This window comes from Streptomyces sp. NPDC029216 (assembly GCF_040648015.1).
Lineage (GTDB): Bacteria > Actinomycetota > Actinomycetes > Streptomycetales > Streptomycetaceae > Streptomyces.
The window spans coordinates 1-21,179 of the sequence record NZ_JBEZWL010000005.1; the positions used below are offsets into that span (position 1 = coordinate 1).

The 21,179-nt window shown below is 72.4% G+C and carries 20 protein-coding genes and 1 tRNA gene; 10 read left to right on the forward strand and 11 right to left on the reverse strand.

Features of this window, described 5'->3' with window-relative positions; all coding sequences use genetic code 11:
* Positions 1 to 92: 92 nt before the first annotated feature.
* The 5 genes from AB0F18_RS03240 to AB0F18_RS03260 form a co-directional block, all read right to left on the reverse strand.
* A complete protein-coding gene (locus AB0F18_RS03240) occupies positions 93 to 1,613 on the reverse strand; it encodes an MDR family MFS transporter (protein ID WP_362054398.1) in 1,521 nt (506 codons plus the stop codon).
* An 88-nt stretch (positions 1,614 to 1,701) separates the two neighbouring features.
* A complete protein-coding gene (locus AB0F18_RS03245; RefSeq protein ID WP_362054401.1) occupies positions 1,702 to 3,237 on the reverse strand; it encodes a long-chain fatty acid--CoA ligase in 1,536 nt (511 codons plus the stop codon).
* 83 nt (positions 3,238 to 3,320) lie between these two features.
* Entirely contained in the window at positions 3,321 to 4,517 is a 1,197-nt protein-coding gene (hemA, locus tag AB0F18_RS03250) for a 5-aminolevulinate synthase (protein WP_362054739.1), read from the reverse strand.
* A gap of 53 nt (positions 4,518 to 4,570) precedes the next feature.
* The gene (locus AB0F18_RS03255; RefSeq protein ID WP_362054404.1) at positions 4,571 to 6,202 is read right to left on the reverse strand and encodes an AMP-binding protein; all 1,632 of its coding nucleotides are present in this window, start codon (positions 6,200 to 6,202) and stop codon (positions 4,571 to 4,573) included.
* 239 nt (positions 6,203 to 6,441) lie between these two features.
* Complete coding sequence (locus AB0F18_RS03260) at positions 6,442 to 7,725, reverse strand: aminotransferase class V-fold PLP-dependent enzyme (RefSeq protein ID WP_362054407.1); 1,284 nt, start codon at positions 7,723 to 7,725, stop codon at positions 6,442 to 6,444.
* Positions 7,726 to 8,014: 289 nt separating this feature from the next.
* Here AB0F18_RS03260 and AB0F18_RS03265 point away from each other — a divergent pair, with 289 nt between their 5' ends.
* Positions 8,015 to 8,371: a nuclear transport factor 2 family protein gene (locus tag AB0F18_RS03265; RefSeq protein ID WP_362054410.1), complete on the forward strand. Its 357-nt coding sequence runs from the start codon at positions 8,015 to 8,017 to the stop codon at positions 8,369 to 8,371.
* 66 nt (positions 8,372 to 8,437) lie between these two features.
* Here the strand turns inward: AB0F18_RS03265 and AB0F18_RS03270 are convergent, their stop codons facing one another.
* Complete coding sequence (locus AB0F18_RS03270; protein WP_362054412.1) at positions 8,438 to 8,821, reverse strand: hypothetical protein; 384 nt, start codon at positions 8,819 to 8,821, stop codon at positions 8,438 to 8,440.
* Positions 8,822 to 8,998: 177 nt separating this feature from the next.
* Here AB0F18_RS03270 and AB0F18_RS03275 point away from each other — a divergent pair.
* The 3 genes from AB0F18_RS03275 to AB0F18_RS03285 all read left to right on the forward strand — a co-directional run bounded on the left by AB0F18_RS03275 (position 8,999) and on the right by AB0F18_RS03285 (position 11,116).
* Positions 8,999 to 9,083 (forward strand) — tRNA-Lys (locus tag AB0F18_RS03275).
* Positions 9,084 to 9,346: 263 nt separating this feature from the next.
* A complete protein-coding gene (locus AB0F18_RS03280; protein ID WP_362054415.1) occupies positions 9,347 to 10,438 on the forward strand; it encodes an iron-containing redox enzyme family protein in 1,092 nt (363 codons plus the stop codon).
* A gap of 6 nt (positions 10,439 to 10,444) precedes the next feature.
* Positions 10,445 to 11,116 (forward strand): hypothetical protein, encoded by a 672-nt coding sequence (locus AB0F18_RS03285; protein WP_362054418.1) that lies wholly within the window; start codon positions 10,445 to 10,447, stop codon positions 11,114 to 11,116.
* Between the two features lie 110 nt (positions 11,117 to 11,226).
* On the opposite strand, the gene AB0F18_RS03290 is transcribed toward AB0F18_RS03285, so the two are convergent.
* Together AB0F18_RS03290 and AB0F18_RS03295 are read right to left on the reverse strand one after the other, a co-directional pair.
* Entirely contained in the window at positions 11,227 to 11,379 is a 153-nt protein-coding gene (locus tag AB0F18_RS03290; RefSeq protein ID WP_362054754.1) for a hypothetical protein, read from the reverse strand.
* A 14-nt stretch (positions 11,380 to 11,393) separates the two neighbouring features.
* On the reverse strand, positions 11,394 to 12,407 hold the full coding sequence (locus AB0F18_RS03295) for a DUF2156 domain-containing protein (protein WP_362054421.1): 1,014 nt from the start codon (positions 12,405 to 12,407) through the stop codon (positions 11,394 to 11,396).
* A 248-nt stretch (positions 12,408 to 12,655) separates the two neighbouring features.
* Between AB0F18_RS03295 and AB0F18_RS03300 the strand changes: the two genes are divergently transcribed.
* From AB0F18_RS03300 to serS, 6 genes are read left to right on the forward strand one after another with little or no spacing between them, the layout of a single operon-like run.
* Entirely contained in the window at positions 12,656 to 13,795 is a 1,140-nt protein-coding gene (locus AB0F18_RS03300; RefSeq protein WP_362054424.1) for an acyl-CoA dehydrogenase family protein, read from the forward strand.
* A gap of 51 nt (positions 13,796 to 13,846) precedes the next feature.
* A complete protein-coding gene (locus tag AB0F18_RS03305; protein ID WP_362054427.1) occupies positions 13,847 to 14,392 on the forward strand; it encodes a hypothetical protein in 546 nt (181 codons plus the stop codon).
* Positions 14,389 to 14,982, forward strand: a complete 594-nt coding sequence (locus tag AB0F18_RS03310) for a flavin reductase family protein (RefSeq protein WP_362054430.1) — start codon at positions 14,389 to 14,391, stop codon at positions 14,980 to 14,982. Before AB0F18_RS03305 ends, AB0F18_RS03310 begins: the two co-directional genes overlap by 4 nt.
* On the forward strand, positions 14,979 to 15,962 hold the full coding sequence (locus tag AB0F18_RS03315; protein WP_362054433.1) for a VlmB-like protein: 984 nt from the start codon (positions 14,979 to 14,981) through the stop codon (positions 15,960 to 15,962). The genes AB0F18_RS03310 and AB0F18_RS03315 overlap by 4 nt, the downstream gene beginning before the upstream one ends.
* Positions 15,963 to 15,966: 4 nt before the next feature.
* On the forward strand, positions 15,967 to 17,442 hold the full coding sequence (locus AB0F18_RS03320; protein WP_362054436.1) for an APC family permease: 1,476 nt from the start codon (positions 15,967 to 15,969) through the stop codon (positions 17,440 to 17,442).
* An 18-nt stretch (positions 17,443 to 17,460) separates the two neighbouring features.
* Positions 17,461 to 18,738: a serine--tRNA ligase gene (gene serS, locus AB0F18_RS03325; protein ID WP_362054439.1), complete on the forward strand. Its 1,278-nt coding sequence runs from the start codon at positions 17,461 to 17,463 to the stop codon at positions 18,736 to 18,738.
* Here serS and AB0F18_RS03330 read toward each other — a convergent pair.
* From AB0F18_RS03330 to AB0F18_RS03340, 3 genes are read right to left on the reverse strand one after another with little or no spacing between them, the layout of a single operon-like run.
* A complete protein-coding gene (locus tag AB0F18_RS03330) occupies positions 18,725 to 19,462 on the reverse strand; it encodes a 4'-phosphopantetheinyl transferase superfamily protein (protein ID WP_362054442.1) in 738 nt (245 codons plus the stop codon). The genes serS and AB0F18_RS03330 overlap by 14 nt on opposite strands.
* Positions 19,463 to 19,513: 51 nt before the next feature.
* Positions 19,514 to 20,572: a C45 family peptidase gene (locus AB0F18_RS03335; RefSeq protein WP_362054445.1), complete on the reverse strand. Its 1,059-nt coding sequence runs from the start codon at positions 20,570 to 20,572 to the stop codon at positions 19,514 to 19,516.
* Positions 20,569 to 21,177 (reverse strand): GNAT family N-acetyltransferase, encoded by a 609-nt coding sequence (locus AB0F18_RS03340; RefSeq protein ID WP_362054447.1) that lies wholly within the window; start codon positions 21,175 to 21,177, stop codon positions 20,569 to 20,571. The genes AB0F18_RS03335 and AB0F18_RS03340 overlap by 4 nt, the downstream gene beginning before the upstream one ends.
* Between the last annotated feature and the right edge of the window lie 2 nt (positions 21,178 to 21,179).

The following is a 21,179-nucleotide window of genomic DNA, read 5'->3' on the forward strand; positions in this document are numbered from 1 at the left end:
GCCCCCCCGGCCCCCCCCGCCCCCCCCGCCCCCCCAAACCACCCGCCGGGCCCCGGCATGCGCGCGCATGCCGGGCCCGAGCCTGTACCGGATCAGACGGCGGGTTCGCCCACCGGCACGTTCTGGGAGGCAGGAGCGGACGCGCTGCGCGGCGTACGGCCGGGCAGGGCGACGCACGGCAGGAGCGCGAGGACGGTCAGTCCCAGGGCCCACCAGAAGGTGGCCGAGAAGGCCCCCGCCAGCGAGTGGGCGATGTCGCCGCCGGGCGCGACCTGGGTCAGCTTCAGGGCCCGGCCGGCCAGTTCGTCCGTCGCCCCCTGCTGGAGCACGACGGCGAGCGCGGCGGTGCCCAGGGAGGCACCGATCCGCTGGAAGATGTTGAAGGCGCTGGTCGCGTGCGGCACCGACGCGGGCTGCAGGCCCGAGTAGGCGGTGGTCATGCACGGCAGCATGGCCGCGCCGAACCCGAAGCCGCGCACGACCATGGAGGCGCACAGCAGGACCTTGCTGCTGTCGGCCGAGATCAGCCCGAACGGAATGGTGGCGACTGCCGCCAGGACCACGCCCAGGATGGTCACCGCGCGGGGTCCGAGCGCGGCCGTGAGCTTGCCGACGAGCACGATGGCCAGGAAGTAGCCGATGCTCTGCGGCATCAGCAGGAGGCCGGACTCCATGACGTCCGCCCCGCGGACGATCTGGAAGTACAGCGGCAGCGGGATCATCACGCCGAACATGGCCATGCTGAGGAAGAAGGTGGCCGACGTGCCGCTCCTGAAATTGCGTTCCTTGAGCAGCCGCAGGTCCATCAGCGGAGCGGACCGGACGCGCAGCGCGTGCACGCAGAAGGCCGCGATCAGTACCGCGCCGACGATGAGCCCGGCGAGGGTCCCCCCGTTGCCGAGGCCGCCTTCCGCGCCCACCTCGGACAGGCCGTAGAGGAAGGCGCCGAGACCGGGTGCGAGCAGGACGAGGCCGAGGACGTCGAGGCGGGACTTGCCCGGGGCCACCACGTTGCTGATCTTCGCGAGGGACAGCAGGATGGTCGCGAGGCCGAGGGGCAGGTTGAGGAAGAAGATCCACCGCCAGCCGATGTGGTCGATGACGACTCCGCCGAGCGTCGGTCCGACGACCGGGGCGAACATCGCGGGGATCGAGACGATGCCCATCAGCCGGCCGAGCCGGTTGGTGCCCGCCGCCTGGGCCAGCAGCGACTGGCCGACCGGCATGACCAGGCCGCCGCCGACGCCCTGGAGCACCCGGAAGACGATCAGGCTCTCGACCGACCACGACAGTCCGGCGGCCAGCGAACCGGCGAGGAACACCACCTGGGAGAACAGCCAGGTCTGTTTGGCCCCGAAGCGCTCCACCGCCCATCCGCTGAGCGGGATGGTCACGCAGAGCGCCAGCAGGTAGCCGGTCACCGACCACTGGACGGCGGACAGGCCGGCCTCGAACTCCTTGGCGAGCGTGCCGACCGCGACGTTGACGATCGTGCTGTCCAACAGGGTGGCGAAGCCTCCCAGCACCAGGATGCCGGCGAGCCACCACAGATCCGGGCCGATGCGCTCGGAGTCGGCCGCGGCCGCCGGCGGCGCCGCATTGTCCTTGCTCATGGGTGCCTCTCCCTTTCCGAAGGTTCTTACCGCACCGATATTTCCACGACACATGTCGCTTGTGCAACACGTGTTGTGTAAATCGGCCTCAGCGGCCCAGAAGGGCCGTCAGCTCCCGCTTGAGGACCTTTCCGCTGGGACCCAGCGGAAAGGCGTCGACGAACTCGACCCGGCGCGGGTACTTGTACGCGGCGAGCCGCTCCCTGCTCCAGGCCACGATCCGTTCGCCCAGCCCCGCCCCGGGCCGGTGGCCCGGCCGCACCACCACCACGGCGCAGACCTCCTCGCCGTGGACCTCGTGCGGCACTCCGACGACGGCGACCTGCGCGACGGCCGGGTGGTGCACGAGCACTTCCTCGATCTCGCGGGGGTACACGTTGTACCCGCCCCGCACGACCATGTCCTTCTTCCTGTCGACGACGGACAGGTAGCCGTCCCCGTCCTTCACGCCGAGATCGCCGGACCGGAACCAACCGTCCACCAGTACCTCGGCGGTGGCCTCCGGCCGGTTGAGGTACCCGGCCATCACGTTGTGGCCGCGGATGACGATCTCGCCCACGCTGCCCGCCGGCAGCAGTTCGATCCGGCCCTCCAGATCGGCCCTGGCGATCTCGACGTCGACCCCCCAGACGGGCTTCCCCACCGTGCCCGGCCTGCACGGCCAGGCCTTCTGGTTGTACGCGACCACAGGGGAGGTCTCCGTGAGGCCGTATCCCTCGTAGATGCTGCAGCCGAAGACCCGCTGGAACTCGTCCAGGACCTTGACCGGGAGCGCCGAGCCGCCGGAGAAGGCCCGGTCGAGCGGCGGCCGGCGGCAGTCCCGCGCGGCCGCTTCGAGGAGCGAGATGTACATCGTGGGAACGCCCATGAACACCGAGCACCGGTGCTCCGTCATCAGCTCCAGAGCGCGCCCGGCTTCGAACCGCTCCATGAGCACCATGGTGGCGCCGGCCCGGAAGCAGGTGTTCATCCCGCAGATCTGCCCGAAGGTGTGGAACAGCGGCAGGCAGCCGAGCAGGACGTCGTCGGCCCGGAAGTCGAACGGGGAGAGCATGCCGACGTCGACGTTCATGGTGATGTTGAGATGCGTCAGCATGGCGCCCTTGGGGCGGCCGGTGGTCCCGGACGTGTAGAGGACCACCGCCAGGTCACCCGGCTCGCGGAGCGCGTAGTGGTCGATCGGGGCGGCCCGCCCGGCGAGGACGTCGAGACGCGGCGCGCCCGCGCCGTCGTCCGCCAGGACCGTGAACAGCCGCACTCCGGCGGCCTCGGCTCCCTGCTGCCCCTCCACCAGCAGCGGCCCGGCACAGATCAGGGCCGTGGCGCCGCTGTCGCGCAGCACGTAGTCGATCTCGGACGCCTTGAGCAGCGCGTGTACGGGCACCACCACCGCGCCCAGGGCCAGCGCACCGAAGTAGGCCACGGGGAACTCGGGCGAGTTGCCCATCAGCAGCGCGACCCGGTCGCCGGGGCCGACGCCCAGACCGGCCAGGGCCGACGCGTACTTCCTGGCCCTGAGCCAGAGGTGGGCGTACGTCAGTTCCTCGGTCCCGAAGACGACGGCCGGATGGTCCGGGCGCCGGGCCGCCGACTCGGCGAGTATGGCCGCTACCGACAGGGACATGAAGCCTCCGCTCGTGGATGGCGGTTACGACGGAGCACCCCGGACGCGAGGTCAGGGGTGCTCCGGGGGTCACAGGTCACAGGTCACAGGTCCTGCGCGACCCGCTTCCGGGGAATGCCCAGTTCCTGCCAGATGCCGTCGAGCGCCTCGGCGAACTTCTCGACGTCGGCGGAGGTGTGCGTGGCCGAGGGGGCGACCCGGAGGATCTCCTCGCCGGCGCGGACGCTGGGCGCGTTGATCGCCTGCACGTAGATGCCGTGGCGTTCGAGCAGCAGGGCGGACGCCTTCCTGCAGAGCCCGTCGTCGCCGACGAAGACGGAGATGATGTGGGACATCGGCGAGACGTACGGGATGCTCCGCTCGTCGAGGAGGCGGTGCAGCAGCTGCGCGTTGTCCTTGAGCCGCAGCCGCTCGTCGTCGTGGGAGCGCAGGTGGCGGACGGCGGCGAGCGCGCCCGCGGCCAGCGCCGGCGGCAGGGAGGTGGTGAAGATGAAGGAGCGCGAGAAGCTGCGCACCGCTTCGATCAGCGGAGCGGGACCGGCGATGTAGCCGCCGGCCGTGCCGTAGCCCTTGGCCAGCGTCCCCATGATGACGGTGAACTCGTCCGCGATCCCCTCGCGGGCGGCGATGCCGGCCCCCTCCGGCCCGTACATGCCGACGGCGTGCACCTCGTCGATGAACGTGGTCGCGCCGTAGCGCTTGGCGAGGTCGACGACGTCGCGGAGCGGCGCTATGTCGCCGGACATCGAGTAGACCGACTCCAGGACGATCATCTTGGGCCGCGCCGGGTCGGCCGCGGCGAGCAGCTCCTCCAGGTGCGCCATGTCGTTGTGGCGGAAGATGCGCTTCTCGGCACCGCTGTGGCGCAGACCGTCGATGATCGAGGCGTGGTTCAGCGCGTCCGAGAAGACCAGCGTGTCGGGCATCCGGCCGGCGAGGACCGTCAGGGCGCCGTCGTTCGCGGTGTAGCCGGAGCTGAAGATCAGGGCTGCTTCCTTGCCGTGCAGCGCAGCGAGTTCCTTCTCCAGCAGGACGTGGACGTAGTTGGTGCCGCCGATGTTGCGGGAACCGCCGGAGCCCGCGCCGAAGGCGTCGAGCGCGGTCTTCATCGCTTCCAGCACCGCGGGGTTCTGCCCCATGCCCAGGTAGTCGTTGCTGCACCAGACGCTGATCTCACGGTCCGGCCCATCGGCCTCGGTGCGCGCCGTCGCGCTGGGGAAGCGCCCGGCGCGGCGGCCGATCTCCAGGAAGTCGCGCCTGTGGTCGGCGAACTCCGTCATCTCGGTCGAGAAGAAGTCCAGATGCTGGGTCACTGTGCGAACTCTCTTTCTGATTACGGCCGTTGGGCCTTCGAGGCATCCGACGGGACCGGGGCGAGAGGGATCGTGCGTGGTCCTTGACCGGTTGAGCCGAGCAGGCGAAGCCGTCGTTTGTCCGGCTTGCCCGAGTCGTTGAGCGGCAGCTCCGCGAGGAACCGGATCTCCTCGGGGGCGTGGGTGGCGGAAAGGGTCGCGCCGATGTGGGAACGGACCGTGTCGGGGCTGATCCGCGCTCCGGGTCTCGGCACGATCGCGGCGTGGACGTGCTCGATGTTGTCCGCGTCGCGGACGCCGTAGACGGCCACGTGCGCGATGCCCGGCAGGGCGGCGATCTCCCGTTCCACCACGGCCGGGTAGACCTTGACGCCGCCGGTCTTGACCATGTCCGCGACCCGGTCCACGAGGTGCAGGTAGCCCCGCTCGTCGAGGCTGCCGATGTCACCCGTGAGGTACCACCCGTCGTGCAGGACCCGGGCAGTGAGCTCGGGGTCGCCCAGGTACCCGTCCATCACGTGGGGTGAGCGCACCCACACCTCGCCGGCCACGCCGGCGGCCAGCTCCTCACCGGACTGGGGGTCGCACACCTTGACCTCGACCTCCGGGAAGGGACGGCCCACCGTGGACCGCAGGTGCGGGTCCAGGTGCTCACCGGGGTCGAGCAGGGCGATCCGGCCGCCCTCGGTGGTTCCGTAGCCCTGCACCAGTACGGGCCCGAACACGGTTGCGGCCTCCGCGATCCTCGCCGGTGCCGCGGCGCAGCCGCTGTAGATCAGCTGCCGCAGCGAGGACAGGTCGGCGGGATGGGCGCGTGCCCGGTCCGTCGCCAGGTACAGGTGGGGCGTGGCCATGAAGGTCCGGGTGATGTGGTGCTCGGCCACGGCCCGCAGGGCCTTCGCCGGTTCGAATTCCTCGTGCAGGAAAACGGTTCCGCCGGCGGCGAGAACCGCGTCGGCCATCGGCCCGGCCGTATGGCTCAGCGGGGTGGTGACGAGGATCCGCGGGTCGGCTTCGGTGACCGATGCGGCCGTCGCGCTGACGACGCTGTCCCAGGCCCGTATCGAGACGCGGATCCCCTTGGGACGCCCGGTGGTTCCACTGGTGAACGAGATCACGGCGAGTGCCCGCGGGTCCCACGGCCCGGGCGCTTCCAGGTCGGGCGTCTCCGCGGGGGTGGCCTGCACGGCTCCGGTCCCCGCGACGCCGAAACCGGTGACCCGGAGGCCGCCGCCCGCCCGCTCGGCCAGCGCCTGCGCGCGCCCGGCGTTCTCGGCGTCCGTGAACAGCACGTCGGCCGACGTGTCCCGCAGGACCCTCAGCTGCGCGTCGACGGAGAGCACGGGAGTGGTCGAACCGGGATTGGTGGACCGCAGGTAGCAGACGGCGGCGCCCAGGAGGTGAGCCGCGTAGCGCGCGGTGAGCATGTCCGGGCTGTTGGGCGCGACCAGGCAGCCGACCACGCTCCCGGGGCCGGCACCGAGTGCGCGCAGGGCGCGGATCGCGCCGGCCACTGACCTGGCGAACTCCCCCGCCGTGACGGCCCGTCCACGCCAGTGCACGGCGGGCCGGTCGGGGTCTGCCGCCAGCACCGCCATGATCCGGGCGGCATAGCCCGTCGGCTCCGCAGGCCGGCCCTCCGCAACAGCCATGGTCCCCTCGCTTCAGCGCGCGGAGCCCCGCCGAGCGGGCCACCGCTGTCCTCCACCGACGTGGCTCAGCTTTCCAGCGGGTGGAGACGGCGCCCATGTGCGAATGGCGTGCCTGAACGAGCGACCGGCGTCATCAGGGTGACCGGTCGGGCAGCGCACGGCCGGGGCAGTCCGGCCACCCCGAACGGACCCGTGGCGTCGGGTCCGGCCGGGGCGGGGTGGGGAGGTGGCCAGGGGGATCAGGCCGTGGGTCGTTCTTCCGCGAGGGCCTGCAGGATGACCTCGATGCTGCGGTCCACGTCCTCCTCGGTCGTGCGCCAGTTGACCACCGAGACGCGCATCGCGGCGCGGCCCTCCCAGAGGGTGCCGCCGAACCAGCACGTGCCGCTGCGCTGGATGCGGGCGATGACGCGCCGGGTCGTCTCGTCGTCGTCGCCGAAGCGGACCAGGAGCTGGTTCAGGACCACGTCGTTGAGGAGTTCGACCCCGGGAACGCCGGAGAGTTGCTCGGCGAAGCGCCGGACGTGTGCGCAGCAGCGTTCGACCAGGTCGGCGACGCCGGTGCGGCCCAGGGAGCGGAGCGCGGCCCAGACGGGGAGGCTGCGGGCGCGGCGGGAGAAGTCGGGGACCCATTCGATGGCGTCGCGTTCGCCGTCGGTGCCCGGGGGGAGGTAGCCGGCCCGTTCGTTGAGCATGGCCGCGCGGTGGGCCTCGGGGTGGGCGATGACGACGATGCCGCAGTCGTAGGGGACGTTGAGCCACTTGTGGGCGTCCAGGGCCCAGGAGTCGGCCCGTTCCACGCCGTCGACGAGGGGGCGGAGCTTCGGGCTGGCCGCGGCCCACAGGCCGAAGGCGCCGTCGACGTGCACCCAGGCCCCGTAGCGGTGCGCGATGTCGCAGATCTCGCCGACGGGGTCGATGGCGCCGGAGTTGACGTCGCCGATCTGCGCGCAGACGATGACCGGCCCGTCGAGTCCGGAGAGGGTCGCCTCCAGTTCGGCGGGGATCATGCGGCCCCTGTCGTCCACGGGGACGTTGCGGATCCGGGCGGTGCCGAAGCCGAGGTAGCGGGCGGCGAGGTCGATGGTCATGTGGTGCTGGGCGCCGGCGACGATGGCCACGTCGGGCGCGCCGCCCAGGCCCTCGCGCTCCACGTCCCAGCCGGCCTCCGCGAGGAGTTTGTGGCGGGCGGCCGCGAGGGAGGTCAGGTGGGCCATGGTGCAGCCGGTGGGGAAGCCGACGGAGGCGTGCGCGGGCAGGCCCAGCAGCTCCAGGACCCACTGGGCGGCGACGTCCTCGGCCACGGCGATGGCCGGGGAGAGGTTGTAGAGGCTGGCGGTCTGGTCGTAGGCCGCCACGAGCCAGTCGGTGGCGATCGCGACGGGCAGGGTGCCGCCGGTGACGTAGCCGAAGTAGCGGGGGCCGTTGGCGGTGGGGATGCCGCCCTCGGCGACGGCGCGGCCGAGGACCTCGATGGTCTCGGTCGGGTCGGCCGGCCCGGCGGGCAGCGGGCCACCGAACATTTTCAGCAATTGTTCGGAGCCGGCAGTGGCACCCACCGGCCGATCGGCGAGGCCCGCCAGATATTCGATGGCCTGCTGATAGGCCAATGCGAGAGGCGCACTGTCTGCTGTGGTCATAGTACAAAGCTAGGCGGCGGGCACTGACGTGCGACTGACTCAAATGGCCGGAACTTCCAAAGGCTTGGACAGGAAGCCGTTGGACTGTATTACTTTCTCCTGTGGCCCCGGCCCGGTCCGGCCGGACCGACGGTCCACCATCCGTGAGAGTCATGAGACTTGAGGAGTTCCGATGTCCGACGAGCAGACGCGCAAGGTTATCGAACAGTTCAACCAGGCATTCCAGCTGCACGACCCCGGCCTGCTGAAGGACATCCTCGCCGAGAACTGCCGGCTGGAGAACTCCGGCCCGGCCCCCGACGGGACCAAGCACGTCGGTTATGACGAATGCCTCCAGTTCTGGACCGCGATCGCGGGCAACGAGCACATGACCTTCGAGGTGGAGGACGTCTGGGTGGCCGGCGAGCGCTCCGTCTGCCGCTGGACGCTGCGCTGGGGCGGCGGCCCGAAGGACTTCGTGCGCGGGGTGAACGTGCACCGCCTGGAGGGCGGCAAGCTCGCCGAGAGCTTCGGCTACGTCAAGGGCTGACCGCCGGGAAGAAGGAAGGGGCCCGGGCCTTCAAGGCCCGGGCCCTTCACGTGTGGTGACGCTGCGTCAGTCGGCGAGCTGGGAGACGATCATCACGCAGTCCTCCAGGGCCTTGGTGGCGTGCCCCTTGCCCTTCGTGTCCTCGACCAGCTGCGTGTTGCCGGGCACGAACGTGCGCCAGGTGCCGTCACTGACGCCGCACTCCATCTTGCCGCTGACCAGGGTCATGATCTGGCGGCGCGGCGCCGGGTGGAAGTCGCCGAACCACCCGGCCGGGATGTAGAGGTACACGGCCTGCTTGGCCGGCACGCCCTCGGAGACGAAGAGCGACGGCGCGGGCGGGGCGAAATTGAGGGCCGTCACCTCCAGCGTCTCGTCGATGAAATGCGATTCGCCGTTCTCGTCGTTGTAGAGACGGGAAACGGCGATTTTGGCGGTCTCGGCGCTCACGGGAACTCCCCTGTACCTGGTGAGGTGAAGTGGCGAATCAACTCGATCGCCTTCACTATCCCAGGGGGCGCTGATGGGCCCCTGACCGCCGGAGCGCCGGCGGAATTCCCGTCTCAGATATCCATCAGCCGCCCGTCAGCCGCAACGTGCCAAGCTGATGGCACGAGAAAGGCCGAAGGAGAGGTACCCAAAGCGGCCGAATGGGGTCCGGCTCTTCGCCGGACGGGCTCTGCCCACGCAGGTTCGAATCCTGCCCTCTCCGCAGGTGCTCATCCCAGGCACGCGCATCCCGATCCGGTACCAGGGGTGCGCGTGTCTTTGGCATGCGGCGGCCGGACCCGCCCGGCAGGGCGTCCCAGCGCCCGCGTGCCGTCCTCCCGGACCCGCGGACGACCGTATCCGGCCCCTTCCGGCCCCTTCCGGCCCCTTCCGTCCGAGCGTCCCGTCGCCGGATGCGCACCTTTCCTTCCCACAGCCCGGCGCGACCCGATACAGGCGTCGCTTTCCCGAGCGACCCCGACAGACATGGAGACGCAGTTGCCCAGCAGCGACCACCACACCGTTCCCGTGCTCCGCAGGACGGACGCCGCCGCGCTCGTGGACGAGATCTCGTCCTGGCTGACCGTCGACGCCGACGAGATCGACGCCAAGTTCCTGGGCGAGCGCGCCCGTATCGTCGAGGCCGTCACCGACCTGAACGCCGCGGCCGTCGCCGGCCCCGGCCGCGAGGACGCCCACTACCACCAGCAGCTCCTGCTCTCGCGCATCTACCAGACCGTGATGCAGATCCCGGACCGGCCGAGCGCCGAGGGCTCGGTGCTGCTGCACGAGGTCACCCGGCTGCTGGAGAACGCCACCCTGGCCGCCGAGGACGGCCACCTGGAGCCCGGCCTGCTGGAGTCCGCGCCCACCGAGCCCAAGCCGTTCCTGTCCTGGCTCAAGGGCCTCGTACGGGGGCACCGGGCCTTCAAGCACCCCTACTACACCGAGTTCATCAACCGCGAGGCGCGGGAGGAGGACCTGCGCACGTACGTCATCCAGGAGTCGCTGATCGACGGCCGCTTCGACGACTTCCTCGCGATGATGCAGATCGGCACGGCCGGCGCCAGCAAGATGGAGATCGCCGCCAACTACTGGGACGAGATGGGCAACGGCGACCCCGAGGCCGTGCACACCCACCTCTTCAACAAGATCTACGAGGTCTTCGACGTCCGCGACGAGGACCTCGAAGCCGCGATGACCACCACCGACCTGCACTCCGGCAACCTCGCGGTGCTGCTGTGCCGCTACCGGCACCTGTACCCGGAGGCGGTCGGTTTCCTCGGCATGACCGAGTGGCTGGCCCCCGACCGGTTCCGCAACGTCGTCCGCGCCTGGGAGCGCCTCGGCCTCCCCGAGGTCGGGATCACCTACCACCGGCTGCACATCACCATCGACTCGCAGCACGCGGCGGGCTGGTTCCACAACGTGGTCATCCCGAGCGCCGACACCGCCTACATGCGCAGGGGCATCGCCCGCGGCGCGCTGTGGCGCGCCAACTCCTCCGCCCGCCACCTCGACGAGCGCCTGGACCTGGCCCGGCTCTCCGTCGAGCGCACGCCCGTCGCCGCGGGCTGATCCGCCGTGTCCCTGCGGGAGCACGGCTTCGCGCTCGTCGCGCTGGATCCCGTGCCGGGAGCGGTCGCGGCCGGCTTCCAGGAGGCCCCGTACCGCGTCGTGCGGCTGCGGATGTCGTGGACGGCGGACGACGACTGGCTCTTCCTGCCCGTCCCCTCGTACGAAGTGCCGTACGACGTCCCCTACGACGGGGCCGACCGGCGGCTGGAGGCGGGGCTCGCGGCGCTGCTGCGGCGCGCCCTCGGCGGGCCGTGGCTCGACGTCCACGCGGACTGGCTGATCGAGCTGCACCTGGTGCGGACGGTGGCGCCGGCCGGGGCGGTGGTCCCGGTACGGCTGCCCGGGCCGGAGGGCGGGGGCGGCGCCGGGTTCGGCCTCGTGGCGGTGGCGGGACGGGCCGGGGCGGGGACGGCCCGGTCCCGGCTGTACGGCGCCGGCCGGACCGGGCCGCTGCCGGAGGCGGCGCTGGAGCCGGGGCAGGGGCTGCTGTTCGACCGGCGTACGGTCGCGCACGCGCGCCACGAGCTGGTGGCGGGCCCCAGCGGCCCGGTGGTCCAGGACCTCCTGGTCGGCCACGTGTCCCGGCCCGCCGGCCCCGAACCGGCCCTCCGCCGCCGCCCGATGCTGGTCCGCGGCCCGGCGGGCACCCTGATCAGCACCCGCCCGGCGCTGCGCTGACACCGCCCGAGGGGGTGGTGGGGAACCTCCCCGCCGCCCCCTCCTCTGCTGTCCGCGCGCACGCGGAAGGGCCCCACCGGCCGTGCCGGCGGGGCCCTTGCGCGCGTCCGCTACTCCCCTGCCGCGCGCAGCAGTTCGTCCAGGCGGGCCAGGTCCGCGTCGCAGAGGCGGGCGGCCTCCAGGTCGTCGGGGGCGGCCGCGCAGGCCTGGAAGCGGTCCACGACCAGCAGGCCCTGGGTCTCGATCTCCTCGGACGGCATCACGGAGGACCTCCCTCTCAGACCGCGTTGCAGGCGCGGAAGACGTGGACCAGCGCGGGCAGGCTCGCGCCGTGCTGGAAGGCGATGTACTCCGGCAGCACGGCGGAGGGCGCCCACTTCTGCTTGTACTCCAGCTGCGTGCGCGCCGGGTAGATGTGCGCGCCGTGCTCCCAGAGGTGCTCCATGAACCAGTGGAAGCCGAGGCTGTGGCCCGGGAACTGCGGGGCCGTCAGGGAGGTGAAGGGGGTGAAGCCGAAGTGCAGCCAGCGGGTCCCCTCGGCCGTGAACACGTCGATCGCGGCCTTGTTGAGGGCTTCCATCACCCCGGGCGGGGAGTCGGGCCGGCGGCGGCTGAGGTCGTGCATCCAGCCGGGCTGCGGCCCGTACACCGGGGCGTAGGAGACGTAGCCGATCAGCTCGCCGTCGCGGACGGCGGCGAAGAGCCGGCGCAGGTGCTGGTAGCGGCCTCCGGTCTGGCCGACGAGGAACTCCAGCGGTTTGACGCCCTCGCCCTTGGTGGAGAGCCAGGCGGTGTCGAGTTCGGCGATCTGGTCGGCGTGGTCCTCGTACGCGACCTCCTTGATCTCCAGGCCGCTGCGCAGCGCGCGGGAGATCTTGTTGCGGAGCTGCATGAACCTGGTGCCGGCCAGGGTGAAGGTCTCCAGGTCGACGGCGTACGAGGCGCCCATCTGGTTCACGGTGAAGCCCTGGTCGACGTAGACGTCGGCGTCCGCGCCCTGGAGCTGGACGGACACGATCTCGCGGCCCTGCCCGGCCGCGAAGGCGGTGAAGCCCGCCAGCAGCCGGGCCCGGGGGCCGTCCGGGCCGGCGGGGGCGAAGGGGGCGAACGGGCCGCCGAACTGGACCAGGTAGCGGCCGACGGGCCGGTAGACGATCACCCCGGGCACGTCCGGGAGCCGGAAATAGCTGTTCCCGTCACTGAAGGCGAAATAGGCGCTCGGATTTCCGGCGTCCGCGTACTGCCGGATGGCGTCGAGCGCGACATCCGTCTCCAGAATCGTTCCGGTCATGTGAAATCCATTCTCGCGGCAGCACTCCCGCTACTTATGGCACGGCCCGCCGGGGCCCACAAGCCCCACTCCCGCCCCCGGTCAGCCGTCCGTCAGGACAGAGTCAGGCGAAAACGCTGGTCAGATGTGCGTCAGGCCTCAGTCAGATGGTGGCTGGAAGACTTTCATTCGCATATTGACTTTCGGATCTCCGGGAATCCCCGGTGGTCCGGACGGGAAATCCGAGAGAGCCCGAGGAGAACACGGCGATGCGTTCCCTGACGACAGCGCGCGGGATCTGCGAGCAATTCCACGCAGGTCTTCTCGACGCACTCGAAGAGCTGCCGCTCACGGCCCGGGAGGGCGCGGACAGCCCGGTGCTGGAGCTGTACCGCAAGCACGGCGGTCCCGGGCTGCTCGTGCCGGCCGCGTACGGCGGCGCCGCAGCCGGCCCGCTGGAGGCGGTCCGGGTGCAGCGGGCGATCGCCTCCGTCTCGCCGTCCCTGGGCGTGGCCACGACCATGCACCACTTCACGGTGGCGATGCTGTTCCGGCTGGCGGAGGTCACCGGCCGGCTGACCCCGGCCCAGCTGAAGCTGATGTCCGCGGTGGCCCCGGACGGGCTGCTGCTGGCGTCCGGCTGGGCGGAGGGGCGGACCGACCAGAACATCCTGGCGCCGTCGGTCGTCGCGGAGCGCACCCGCGGCGGCTACCGGGTCAACGGTGCGAAGAAGCCGTGCAGCCTCTCCGGTTCGATGGACGTGCTGACGGCGAGCGTGCAGGTGACGGAGGAGGACGGGCGCTCGGCGCTGGCGCTGATGCTGATCCCGGCCTCCTCCCCCGGCGTGACGACCCGGCCGTTCTGGGCCACCCCGGTACTGGCCGCCTCGCAGAGCCACGAGGTCCGGCTCACCGACGTGGAGGTCCCCGAGGACCTCGTCATCCACAGCACCCCCGAGGACGCCGAGCGGCTCGACGACCTGCAGACGGCCGGGTTCACCTGGTTCGAGCTCCTCGCCACCTCCTCGTACGTCGGCGCCGCGTCCGCGCTGGTCGCCCAGGTCCTGGCCGGCGGGCGGGGCAGCGCCCCGGAGCGGGCGCAGCTGGCGGTACGGATGGACGCGGCGGTCTCCCTCGTGGAGGGCGCGGCCCGCTCCCTGGAGGACGGCACCGAGGGCGACGAGGCGGTGGCGGCGGTGCTCACCGCCCGCTACGCCACCCAGGACCTGCTCTCCCAGACCGTCGACCAGGCCGTCGAGATGCTCGGCGGGATGGCCTACATCCGTTCGGGTGACGTGGCCTACCTGGCCTCCGCGGTCCGCGCCCTGGCCTTCCACCCGCCGTCGCGCGCCAGCGTGGCCGCGGAGCTGGCCGGCTGGTTCGCCGGCGGCCCGCTGCGCCTGTCCTGACGTACCGGCAGCATCCCGTAGTGCGGCCCGCCCGCAGTGAGGACACCCTTCATGGACATCAAGAACCCGGTGGAATCGCCGGTCACCTTCAACCTGCACCGCCTGGAGTACCTGGTCGCGTTCGCCGTGACGATCGGGTTCATCCTGTGGCACTTCCTGGACATCAACTGGTTCGCGGCGATCGGCCTGTTCCTCTACATCGACCTGATCGGCTACATCCCCGGCGCGATCGCCTACCGGCGCAGCGCCGACGGGCGGATCCACAAGGCGTTCTACGTCCTGTACAACTCGATGCACAGCCTGCTCAGCGTGGCCGCCGTGGGCCTGCTGTGGATGTGGCTGATCGGGCCCGAGTGGGCGCTGCTGGCCCTGCCGTTCCACGTCTTCGGCGACCGCGGCGTCTTCGGCAACTTCCTCAAGCCGTTCGGGCTGCCCTTCGAGCCGGAGGACACCCCGCTGGTGCACCAGGTGACGGCCATGCTCAGGCGCCGCTCGGCCACCGACGGCCCGGTGCCGCTGCCGTACGAGGAGGCTGCCACGACGAACACCGGCGCGACCATCGCCGCGACCGCCCCGGCCGTCGGGGTGAACCGGTGAGCCGCTACCACGCCTGGCTGACGGACCGTTCGCCCTCGGCGTCGGCCGAGGGGTACGAGGACCCGGACGCGGCCCGCCTGGCGCTGCGCCGGCTGGCGTCGAGCGTGACGGTGCTGACCGTCAGCCGTGACGGCGTCCGGCACGGCACCACCGCCAGCGCGGTGGTCACCCTCTCCCGGGACCCGCTCGTCCTGGGCGCCTGCCTGCGGCCCACGTCGACGTTCGCGGGGATGGTCCGCCGGGCCGGCCGTTTCTCGGTGAACGTCCTCGGCTCGGCCCAGCAGGACGTCGCCCGCCGCTTCGCCAACCCGCAGCGCCCGCTCGGCGACGCCCAGTTCGACGGCTTCGACTGGTCCACCGACCCGCTGACCGGGGCCCCGCTGATCGGCGGCAGCCTCGCCCACATGGCCTGCCGGGTCCTGGGCTGGCACCAGGTCGGCGACCACGACATGCTCCTCGCCGAGGTCACGGGCGGCTCCCACACCGTCGACTCGCCGATGCTCAGCTTCGCCGGCCGCATGCACAGCGCCTGCGTCACCCCCGCCGTTTCCGTGTCCGTTCCCGCTTCTCCCAGTGAGGTCGTGTCATGACCACCCTTCCGCAGATCCCCGTCGAGGCCGACTGGGACCGCGCGCCCAACCTGCTCGACGGCGCCCAGGAGATGACCCTGACCGCCGAGGAGTGCGACCTGGGGTACTGGCTGTCGGCCGTCGCCCAGGGCACCCTGCGGGGGCGGGCCGAGGCCGGGCACGACGCCGTCACCCCCGCGCACATGCGCGAGGAGGGGCCGCTGCGCGAGGCGCTGGTGCTGGAGCTGGGCAACCGGTCGCTGGCCGAGTCCCGGGCCGTGAACGTGCTGTCCCACTACGTCATCGGCGCGCCCGGCGTCGTCGAGCAGGAGTTCTTCACCACCCAGGTGGTCGACGAGGCCCGGCACGCGATGATCTTCCGCAAGCACCTGGTGGACCTCGGGGTGCCCGAGGCGGGGCTGCTGGAGTTCATCAGGGAGCAGGGCACCGACTACACCCGGCGGGTGCTGAACCCGATCGCCGAGTTCGCCACGACCGTCGTGCGCGACGAGGGCGACTTCATCGGCGCGGTCGCCGTGTTCACCATCGTCATCGAGGGGGTGCTGGCGCCGGCCGCCGAGCTCAGCGAGCGCAAGTGGACCCTCCTCGACCCGGCGGCCGCCGAGATCGCCCGCGGGGCGTCCATCGACGAGATCCGCCACCTGACCGTCGGCAGCTCGATCGTCCGCGACCACCTCGCGCGCAACCCCTCGTACCGGCCCCGGCTGATCGAGCTGATCCGGCGCGGCCGGCAGCTGTGGGACGAGCTGCCCTCGGAGGAGTTCGTGCTGGAGCGCGAGGAGCTGTTCCAGCAGGGCATGTTCGCCCACGCCGGGCTGCTCAAGGACTACGAGGTGTTCCCCGGCTGCAAGCTGCTGGAGACCACCCCGAAGGAGCGCTACGACCTCGCCGAGCGGTGGACGGACGACATGGCCGAGGTGCGGCTGCCGTACATGGGCATCCCGGAGGCCGTCGACCTGATCCGCACCCACCCGAGGTGAACCGGTGACCTCCACCCTTCCCGCCAGAGAAACCCGGGCCGGCGCGCCCGAGCCCGGGCTGCGGCGGACGCTGACCACCCCCCGGATCGTGTTCCTGGTGGTCGCGGCGGCGGCCCCCATGTCCGGGGTGGTGGGCTCGGTGCCCCTCGCCTACGCCATCGGCAACGGCGCGGGGGTGCCCGCCACCTTCGCCCTCGCCGGCCTGATACTGCTCTGCTTCTCCGTCGGGTACGCGGCGATGAGCCGGCACGTGGTGGGCGCGGGCGGCTTCTACACGTACATCGGGCAGGGGCTCGGGCGGCCCCTGGCCGTCGCGGGCGGGCTGACGGCCGTCGTCGCCTACACGGCGGCCGTGGCGGGCGTGGCGGGGGCCTTCGGGTACTTCGCCGAGCTCGTCTCCACCGCCCACGGGCTGCCGGTGCCCTGGCCCCTGTGGACGGGCGGGGCGCTGGCCCTGACGGCGGTGATGGGCTACCGGCGGATCGACCTGAGCGCCCGGCTGCTGGCGGTGCTGATGGTCGCCGAGGTGGCGGTGCTGGGCCTGCTCGCGCTGGCCATCGGCGTCCGGCACGGTACGGACACCCTGCCCGCCGCCACGTTCGCGCCGGGCACCGTCCTCACCCCGGGGCTCGGGGTGGCGCTGATGTTCGCGCTGATCTCGTACGTGGGCTTCGAGGCGGCCGCGCTCTACGGCGAGGAGAGCCGCGACCCGAAGCGGAGCGTGCCCGTCGCCACGTACGCGTCCGTCGTGCTCATCACCGTGTTCTTCGCGCTGATCAGCTGGGCGGCCGTCGGGGCGATCGGCGCGGACCGGGTGGCGGAGACCGCCGGGAAGCAGCTGGGCGACCTGTTCTTCCGGCTGTCCGACGACTACCTCGGCGGCTTCGCGACGGGCGTGATGCAGGTCCTGCTGTGCACCAGCCTGTTCGGGGCGCTGCTCGGGCTGCACACCGCCGCGAACCGGTACCTGTTCGTCCTGGGCCGCGAGCGGGTGCTGCCGGCGTCGCTGGCACGGGTGCACCCGCGGCACGCCTCGCCGCACCGGGCGAGCGTGGTGCTGTCGGCGGCCACGGCCGTGGTCTGCGGCCTGTTCGCGCTCGCGGGCGCGCACCCGTACACCACCCTGGCGACGACCATGCTGGCCCTGGGCACCGTGGGGATCGTCGCCCTCCAGGCGGCGGTGGCCGTCGCCGTCCTGTTCTTCTTCCGCCGGCACCCCGACGCCCACTGGTGGCGGACCCGGCTCGCCCCTGTACTGGCGCTGGCCGGGCTGGCGGGCGCGCTGTGGCTGCTGCTGGACAACTTCGCGCTGGTCACCGGGACCGACTCCGTCTGGGTCAACCGGATCCCGTGGCTGATGGCCGCCGCCGCGCTCGGCGGGCTCGGCTACGCCGCCTGGCTGCGGGCCCGCGCGCCCGAGCGGTACCGGGCCATCGCCACCGCCGCGCACGACGTACCGGACCCGCAGGACATCCCGTAACGAGACCGAGGAGCCGTCATGCACGACCCGCACAGCCTGCTCCAGGACGAGGCCCAGGCCGATCTGGCCCGCCGCGGCTACGTCCTGGACCGGGACTCCCTGCGCACCCTGACCGAACGGCGCGCCCGGCTCATCGCCGAGCGGGACAAGCTGCGGGCCGAGCAGAACCGCTCCGCGAAGGTGGGCGGGCCGCCCGACGCGGCCGCCCGGGCCCGGCTCCAGGAGGCCCGGGAGCGGCTGCGGTCGGTGTCCGAGGAGCTGAAGGCGGCCGAGGACGGGCTGGGCGCGCTGCTGCCGGCCGTCCCCAACCGGCCGCACCCCGGCGTCCCCGACGGGACCGATCAGGACCCGCCGGTGGTGCGGCGGGTCTGGGGGGAGGTGCCCGGCTTCGAGTTCGCCCCGCGCGACCACGTGGACGTCGGCACCCGCCTGGGCATCCTGGACCCGGTGCGCGCCGCCAAACTGTCGGGCTCGCGCTTCGCGGTGACCCGCGGGGCGGGGGCCCGGCTGGAGCGGGCGCTGGCCGCGTTCCTGCTGGACCTGCACACCACCGAGCACGGCTACACCGAGCACGGGGTGCCGCACCTGGTCAGCCGGGAGACGATGACCGGCACCGGGCAGCTGCCGAAGTTCGAGGACGACCTGTTCCTGACGAACGCCGCCGACCGGGACCTGCTGCTGATCCCGACGGCGGAGGTGCCGCTGGTCAACCTGTACCGCGGCGAGACCCTCCAGGAGGGCGAACTGCCCCTCGCGCTGACCGCGTTCACGCCCTGCTACCGGGCGGAGGCGGGCTCGTACGGGCGGGACACGCGCGGGCTGGTGCGGCTGCACCAGTTCGAGAAGGTGGAGCTGGTGCGGATCTGCCACCCCGACCGGGCCGCCGAGGAGCTGGAGCTGCTCACCGGGCACGCGGAGACGGCCCTGCAGCGGCTGGGGCTGGCCCACCGGGTCGTGGAACTGCGGGCCGGGGACCTCGGGTTCGCGGCCCGGCGCACCTACGACATCGAGGTGTGGCTGCCGGGCCAGGGGACCTACCGGGAGATCTCCTCCTGCTCCGACTGCGGTGACTTCCAGGGCCGCCGGGCCGGCATCCGGGTGCGCGGCCGGGACGGGCGGAAGGCCTTCGCGGCCACCCTCAACGGGTCTGCGCTGCCGGTGGGCCGCACGCTGGTGGCGATCCTGGAGCAGTACCAGCGCGCGGACGGCTCGGTGGCCGTGCCGCCCGCGCTGGTCCCGTACACGGGTTTCTCGGCGATCGCCGCGGACGGTTCGGCGGTGGTCAGCGCGGCCTGAGCCCTTCGGACGGGGGCCGGTCCGAGGCCCGCGCCGGTGACCGTACGAGGTCGCCGGCGCGGTCCGGCCAGGTCAGGACGGTGACCGGGGGCAGCTCCCGGGACACGAACGCGGTCATCGCCCAGGGGCAGTCCTGCCGGGTGGGCTGGAGCGCGGTGTGCCCGTGCCAGGGCAGGGCGCCGTGCCCGGTGATCCCGCGCAGGGTGACCGACCCGTCCGGCCCGAACGCCAGGTCCACCTCCCGGGCGCCGTCGGTCAGACCGCGCCCGGTGGCCTTCACGGCGGCCTCCAGCAGGGTCCAGGCGTGGAAGAAGGTGTCGGCGCCGACCCCGTCGGGGACCCCGGGGTAGACGAAGGTGAGCACGTCGAGGCTGCTGGTGGCCGGGCGGACCAGTTCCACGTCCACGCCGACGGGCCCGGTCTCGGTGGCGCCGAGCAGCAGCAGCCCGTCGGAGCGGGACCAGCTGACGTGCGTACCGGGCTGGTCGGGCAGGTAGGGCTTGCCGGCCGGGTCGTAGTGGATGCGCAGGTCGTGCGCGGCGAGCCCGAGCCGCTCGGCGAGCAGGCGGCGGACGGTGAGGCGGGCGCGGAAGAAGCGGTGGGCCGCCCGGGCGTGGACGAACTCGGCGCCGCGCCGCAGCTCCTCCTCGGTCAGGCCCTCGGGGTAGTGCGCGCTGATGTCTTGGGGGGCGACCTGGTCGAGGTCGACCAGCCATGCGTCCATCGTGCTCCTTTCTCTGGCACGGCCCTCCCCGGTCCCGGGCCCGGCCGCGGCCTACAGGCCGAAGACGCGGGTGCGGGAGCGTGCGGGGTCGCCCGGGCGGAGGTGGAGGCGGCCGGCCGCGGGGAGCATGACGGCCGCGGCGACCGTGCGTTCGGCCCGGATGTCCCCGCGGTCGGGGACGCGCAGGGGCGGCCGGGACAGGAGGTCCAGGTGGTCCTCGGGGGTGGCGTCGGCGGGGAGCGCGGCGAGGCCCTCGCCGGCCGCGCGCAGGCGGCGCAGCGAGGAGTTGCGGGCGAAGACGTTGAGTTCGTCGGCCGGCGCGAAGTCCGGGTGGAGGTAGTGGTTGGTGTGGGTGAGGGCGCCGGGGGCGGCGGCTTCGGTGACGCGGAGGTCGCCGTCGAGGTGTTCCACGTACAGGGCCCGCTCGGGGTCGCAGAGCATCAGGGAGCGGGAGCTGGCCAGGGGGAGGTCGGCGAGGAGTTTGAGGGCCTGGCCGGTGTCGGCGGCGGTGTCGAGGAGGTGGCGGATGGCCAGGTACGGGGGGACGCCCGGGCCCCAGGTGCCGCCGAGGACCAGGTTGAGGCCGATGGCGAGGCCGTCGCTGTTGAGGCCGAGGTAGCCGAGGAGGCCGGCGAAGCTGAGGACCAGGGAGCGGCGGGCGGTGCCGGCGCGGGCGATGTCGAGGACGCTGATGTGGGTGTCGAGGTCGCCGCTGAGGTCGACGGTCTGGGCGAGGACGGGCGGTCCGGCTCCGGGTCCGGTGCGGGCGTAGGTGGTGCAGTCGCCGCCCGTGCGGATCCTGGAGTAGCCCAGGATCTCGCGGCGCAGCTGGAGCAGCCAGGCCTCGTCCTCGGAGGTCCCGGCGCCGTCGGCCAGGCCGGCCACCTCCTCGGCGAGGTCGGGCAGGCAGGCGGTGACGGCCTGCCGGTGGGCGGCGATGGCGGGGCGCAGGGCGGGGAGGGTCAGGGGCCGCCGGACGAGGTGGTTGAGGCGGGCCAGGCCGTCGTCGAGGAAGGCGCGCAGGGGTGCGGCGAGGGCCGCGCCGTGGGCGCGGCCGATCTCGTACGGGGTGCCGGAGGCCCGTATGTGGGTGATGCCGGGGTCGTTCATGCCGGTACGGCCTTCTTGGGGCCGCGCGCCAGGTGGGCGCGGACGGTGGGCCATTCGGCGCGCAGGATGCTGTAGAAGACGGCGTCGCGGCGGCGGCCGCCGGGCATGTAGTTGAAGCTGCGCAGGACGCCTTCCTCGGTGGCGCCGATGTTGGCGAGGCCGCGGCGGGCCTGGACGTTGAGGACGTCGGTCTTGAACTCGGCGCGTTCGGCGCCGAGCACCTCGAAGGCGTGCTCCAGCAGGAGGGCCTTGGCCCAGTGGTTGACGCCGCGGCCGCGGAAGTCGCGGCCGAGCCAGGACCAGCCGAGTTCCAGGCGGCGGTCGGCCTCGGCCATGTTGCCGAAGCTCATGCTGCCGGCGATGCGGCCGCTCTCCTTGTCGGTGAGGGTGAAGACGGTGCGGCGGCCGGCGGCGTGGTCGGCGAGGTTGGCGTCGAAGAAGGCCTCGAACTCGGCGTCGGTGGAGACGGCGGCGACGAAGTACCGCCAGATGCCGGGGTCCATGGCCACGGCCCGGATGCCCTCGCGGTCGGCTCCGGTGATCGGGGTGAGCCGCACCCGGTCGTTCTCCAGGACGACGGCGGCCTGCTCGGTCCAGCTGGTCATGG

What these genes read in the sequence shown, in the direction of transcription:
- AB0F18_RS03265 (WP_362054410.1), top strand. Translation starts at nt 8,015, where the DNA reads ATGTCCGACGAGCAGACGCGCAAGGTTATCGAACAGTTCAACCAGGCA.
- serS (WP_362054439.1), top strand. Translation starts at nt 17,461, where the DNA reads ATGCACGACCCGCACAGCCTGCTCCAGGACGAGGCCCAGGCCGATCTG.
- AB0F18_RS03260 (WP_362054407.1), bottom strand. Translation starts at nt 7,725, where the DNA reads ATGTTCGGTGGCCCGCTGCCCGCCGGGCCGGCCGACCCGACCGAGACC.
- AB0F18_RS03255 (WP_362054404.1), bottom strand. Translation starts at nt 6,202, where the DNA reads ATGGCTGTTGCGGAGGGCCGGCCTGCGGAGCCGACGGGCTATGCCGCC.
- AB0F18_RS03295 (WP_362054421.1), bottom strand. Translation starts at nt 12,407, where the DNA reads ATGACCGGAACGATTCTGGAGACGGATGTCGCGCTCGACGCCATCCGG.
- AB0F18_RS03300 (WP_362054424.1), top strand. Translation starts at nt 12,656, where the DNA reads ATGCGTTCCCTGACGACAGCGCGCGGGATCTGCGAGCAATTCCACGCA.
- hemA (WP_362054739.1), bottom strand. Translation starts at nt 4,517, where the DNA reads ATGACGGAGTTCGCCGACCACAGGCGCGACTTCCTGGAGATCGGCCGC.
- AB0F18_RS03240 (WP_362054398.1), bottom strand. Translation starts at nt 1,613, where the DNA reads ATGAGCAAGGACAATGCGGCGCCGCCGGCGGCCGCGGCCGACTCCGAG.
- AB0F18_RS03340 (WP_362054447.1), bottom strand. Translation starts at nt 21,177, where the DNA reads ATGACCAGCTGGACCGAGCAGGCCGCCGTCGTCCTGGAGAACGACCGG.
- AB0F18_RS03335 (WP_362054445.1), bottom strand. Translation starts at nt 20,572, where the DNA reads ATGAACGACCCCGGCATCACCCACATACGGGCCTCCGGCACCCCGTAC.
- AB0F18_RS03315 (WP_362054433.1), top strand. Translation starts at nt 14,979, where the DNA reads ATGACCACCCTTCCGCAGATCCCCGTCGAGGCCGACTGGGACCGCGCG.
- AB0F18_RS03305 (WP_362054427.1), top strand. Translation starts at nt 13,847, where the DNA reads ATGGACATCAAGAACCCGGTGGAATCGCCGGTCACCTTCAACCTGCAC.
- AB0F18_RS03245 (WP_362054401.1), bottom strand. Translation starts at nt 3,237, where the DNA reads ATGTCCCTGTCGGTAGCGGCCATACTCGCCGAGTCGGCGGCCCGGCGC.
- AB0F18_RS03280 (WP_362054415.1), top strand. Translation starts at nt 9,347, where the DNA reads ATGGAGACGCAGTTGCCCAGCAGCGACCACCACACCGTTCCCGTGCTC.
- AB0F18_RS03330 (WP_362054442.1), bottom strand. Translation starts at nt 19,462, where the DNA reads ATGGACGCATGGCTGGTCGACCTCGACCAGGTCGCCCCCCAAGACATC.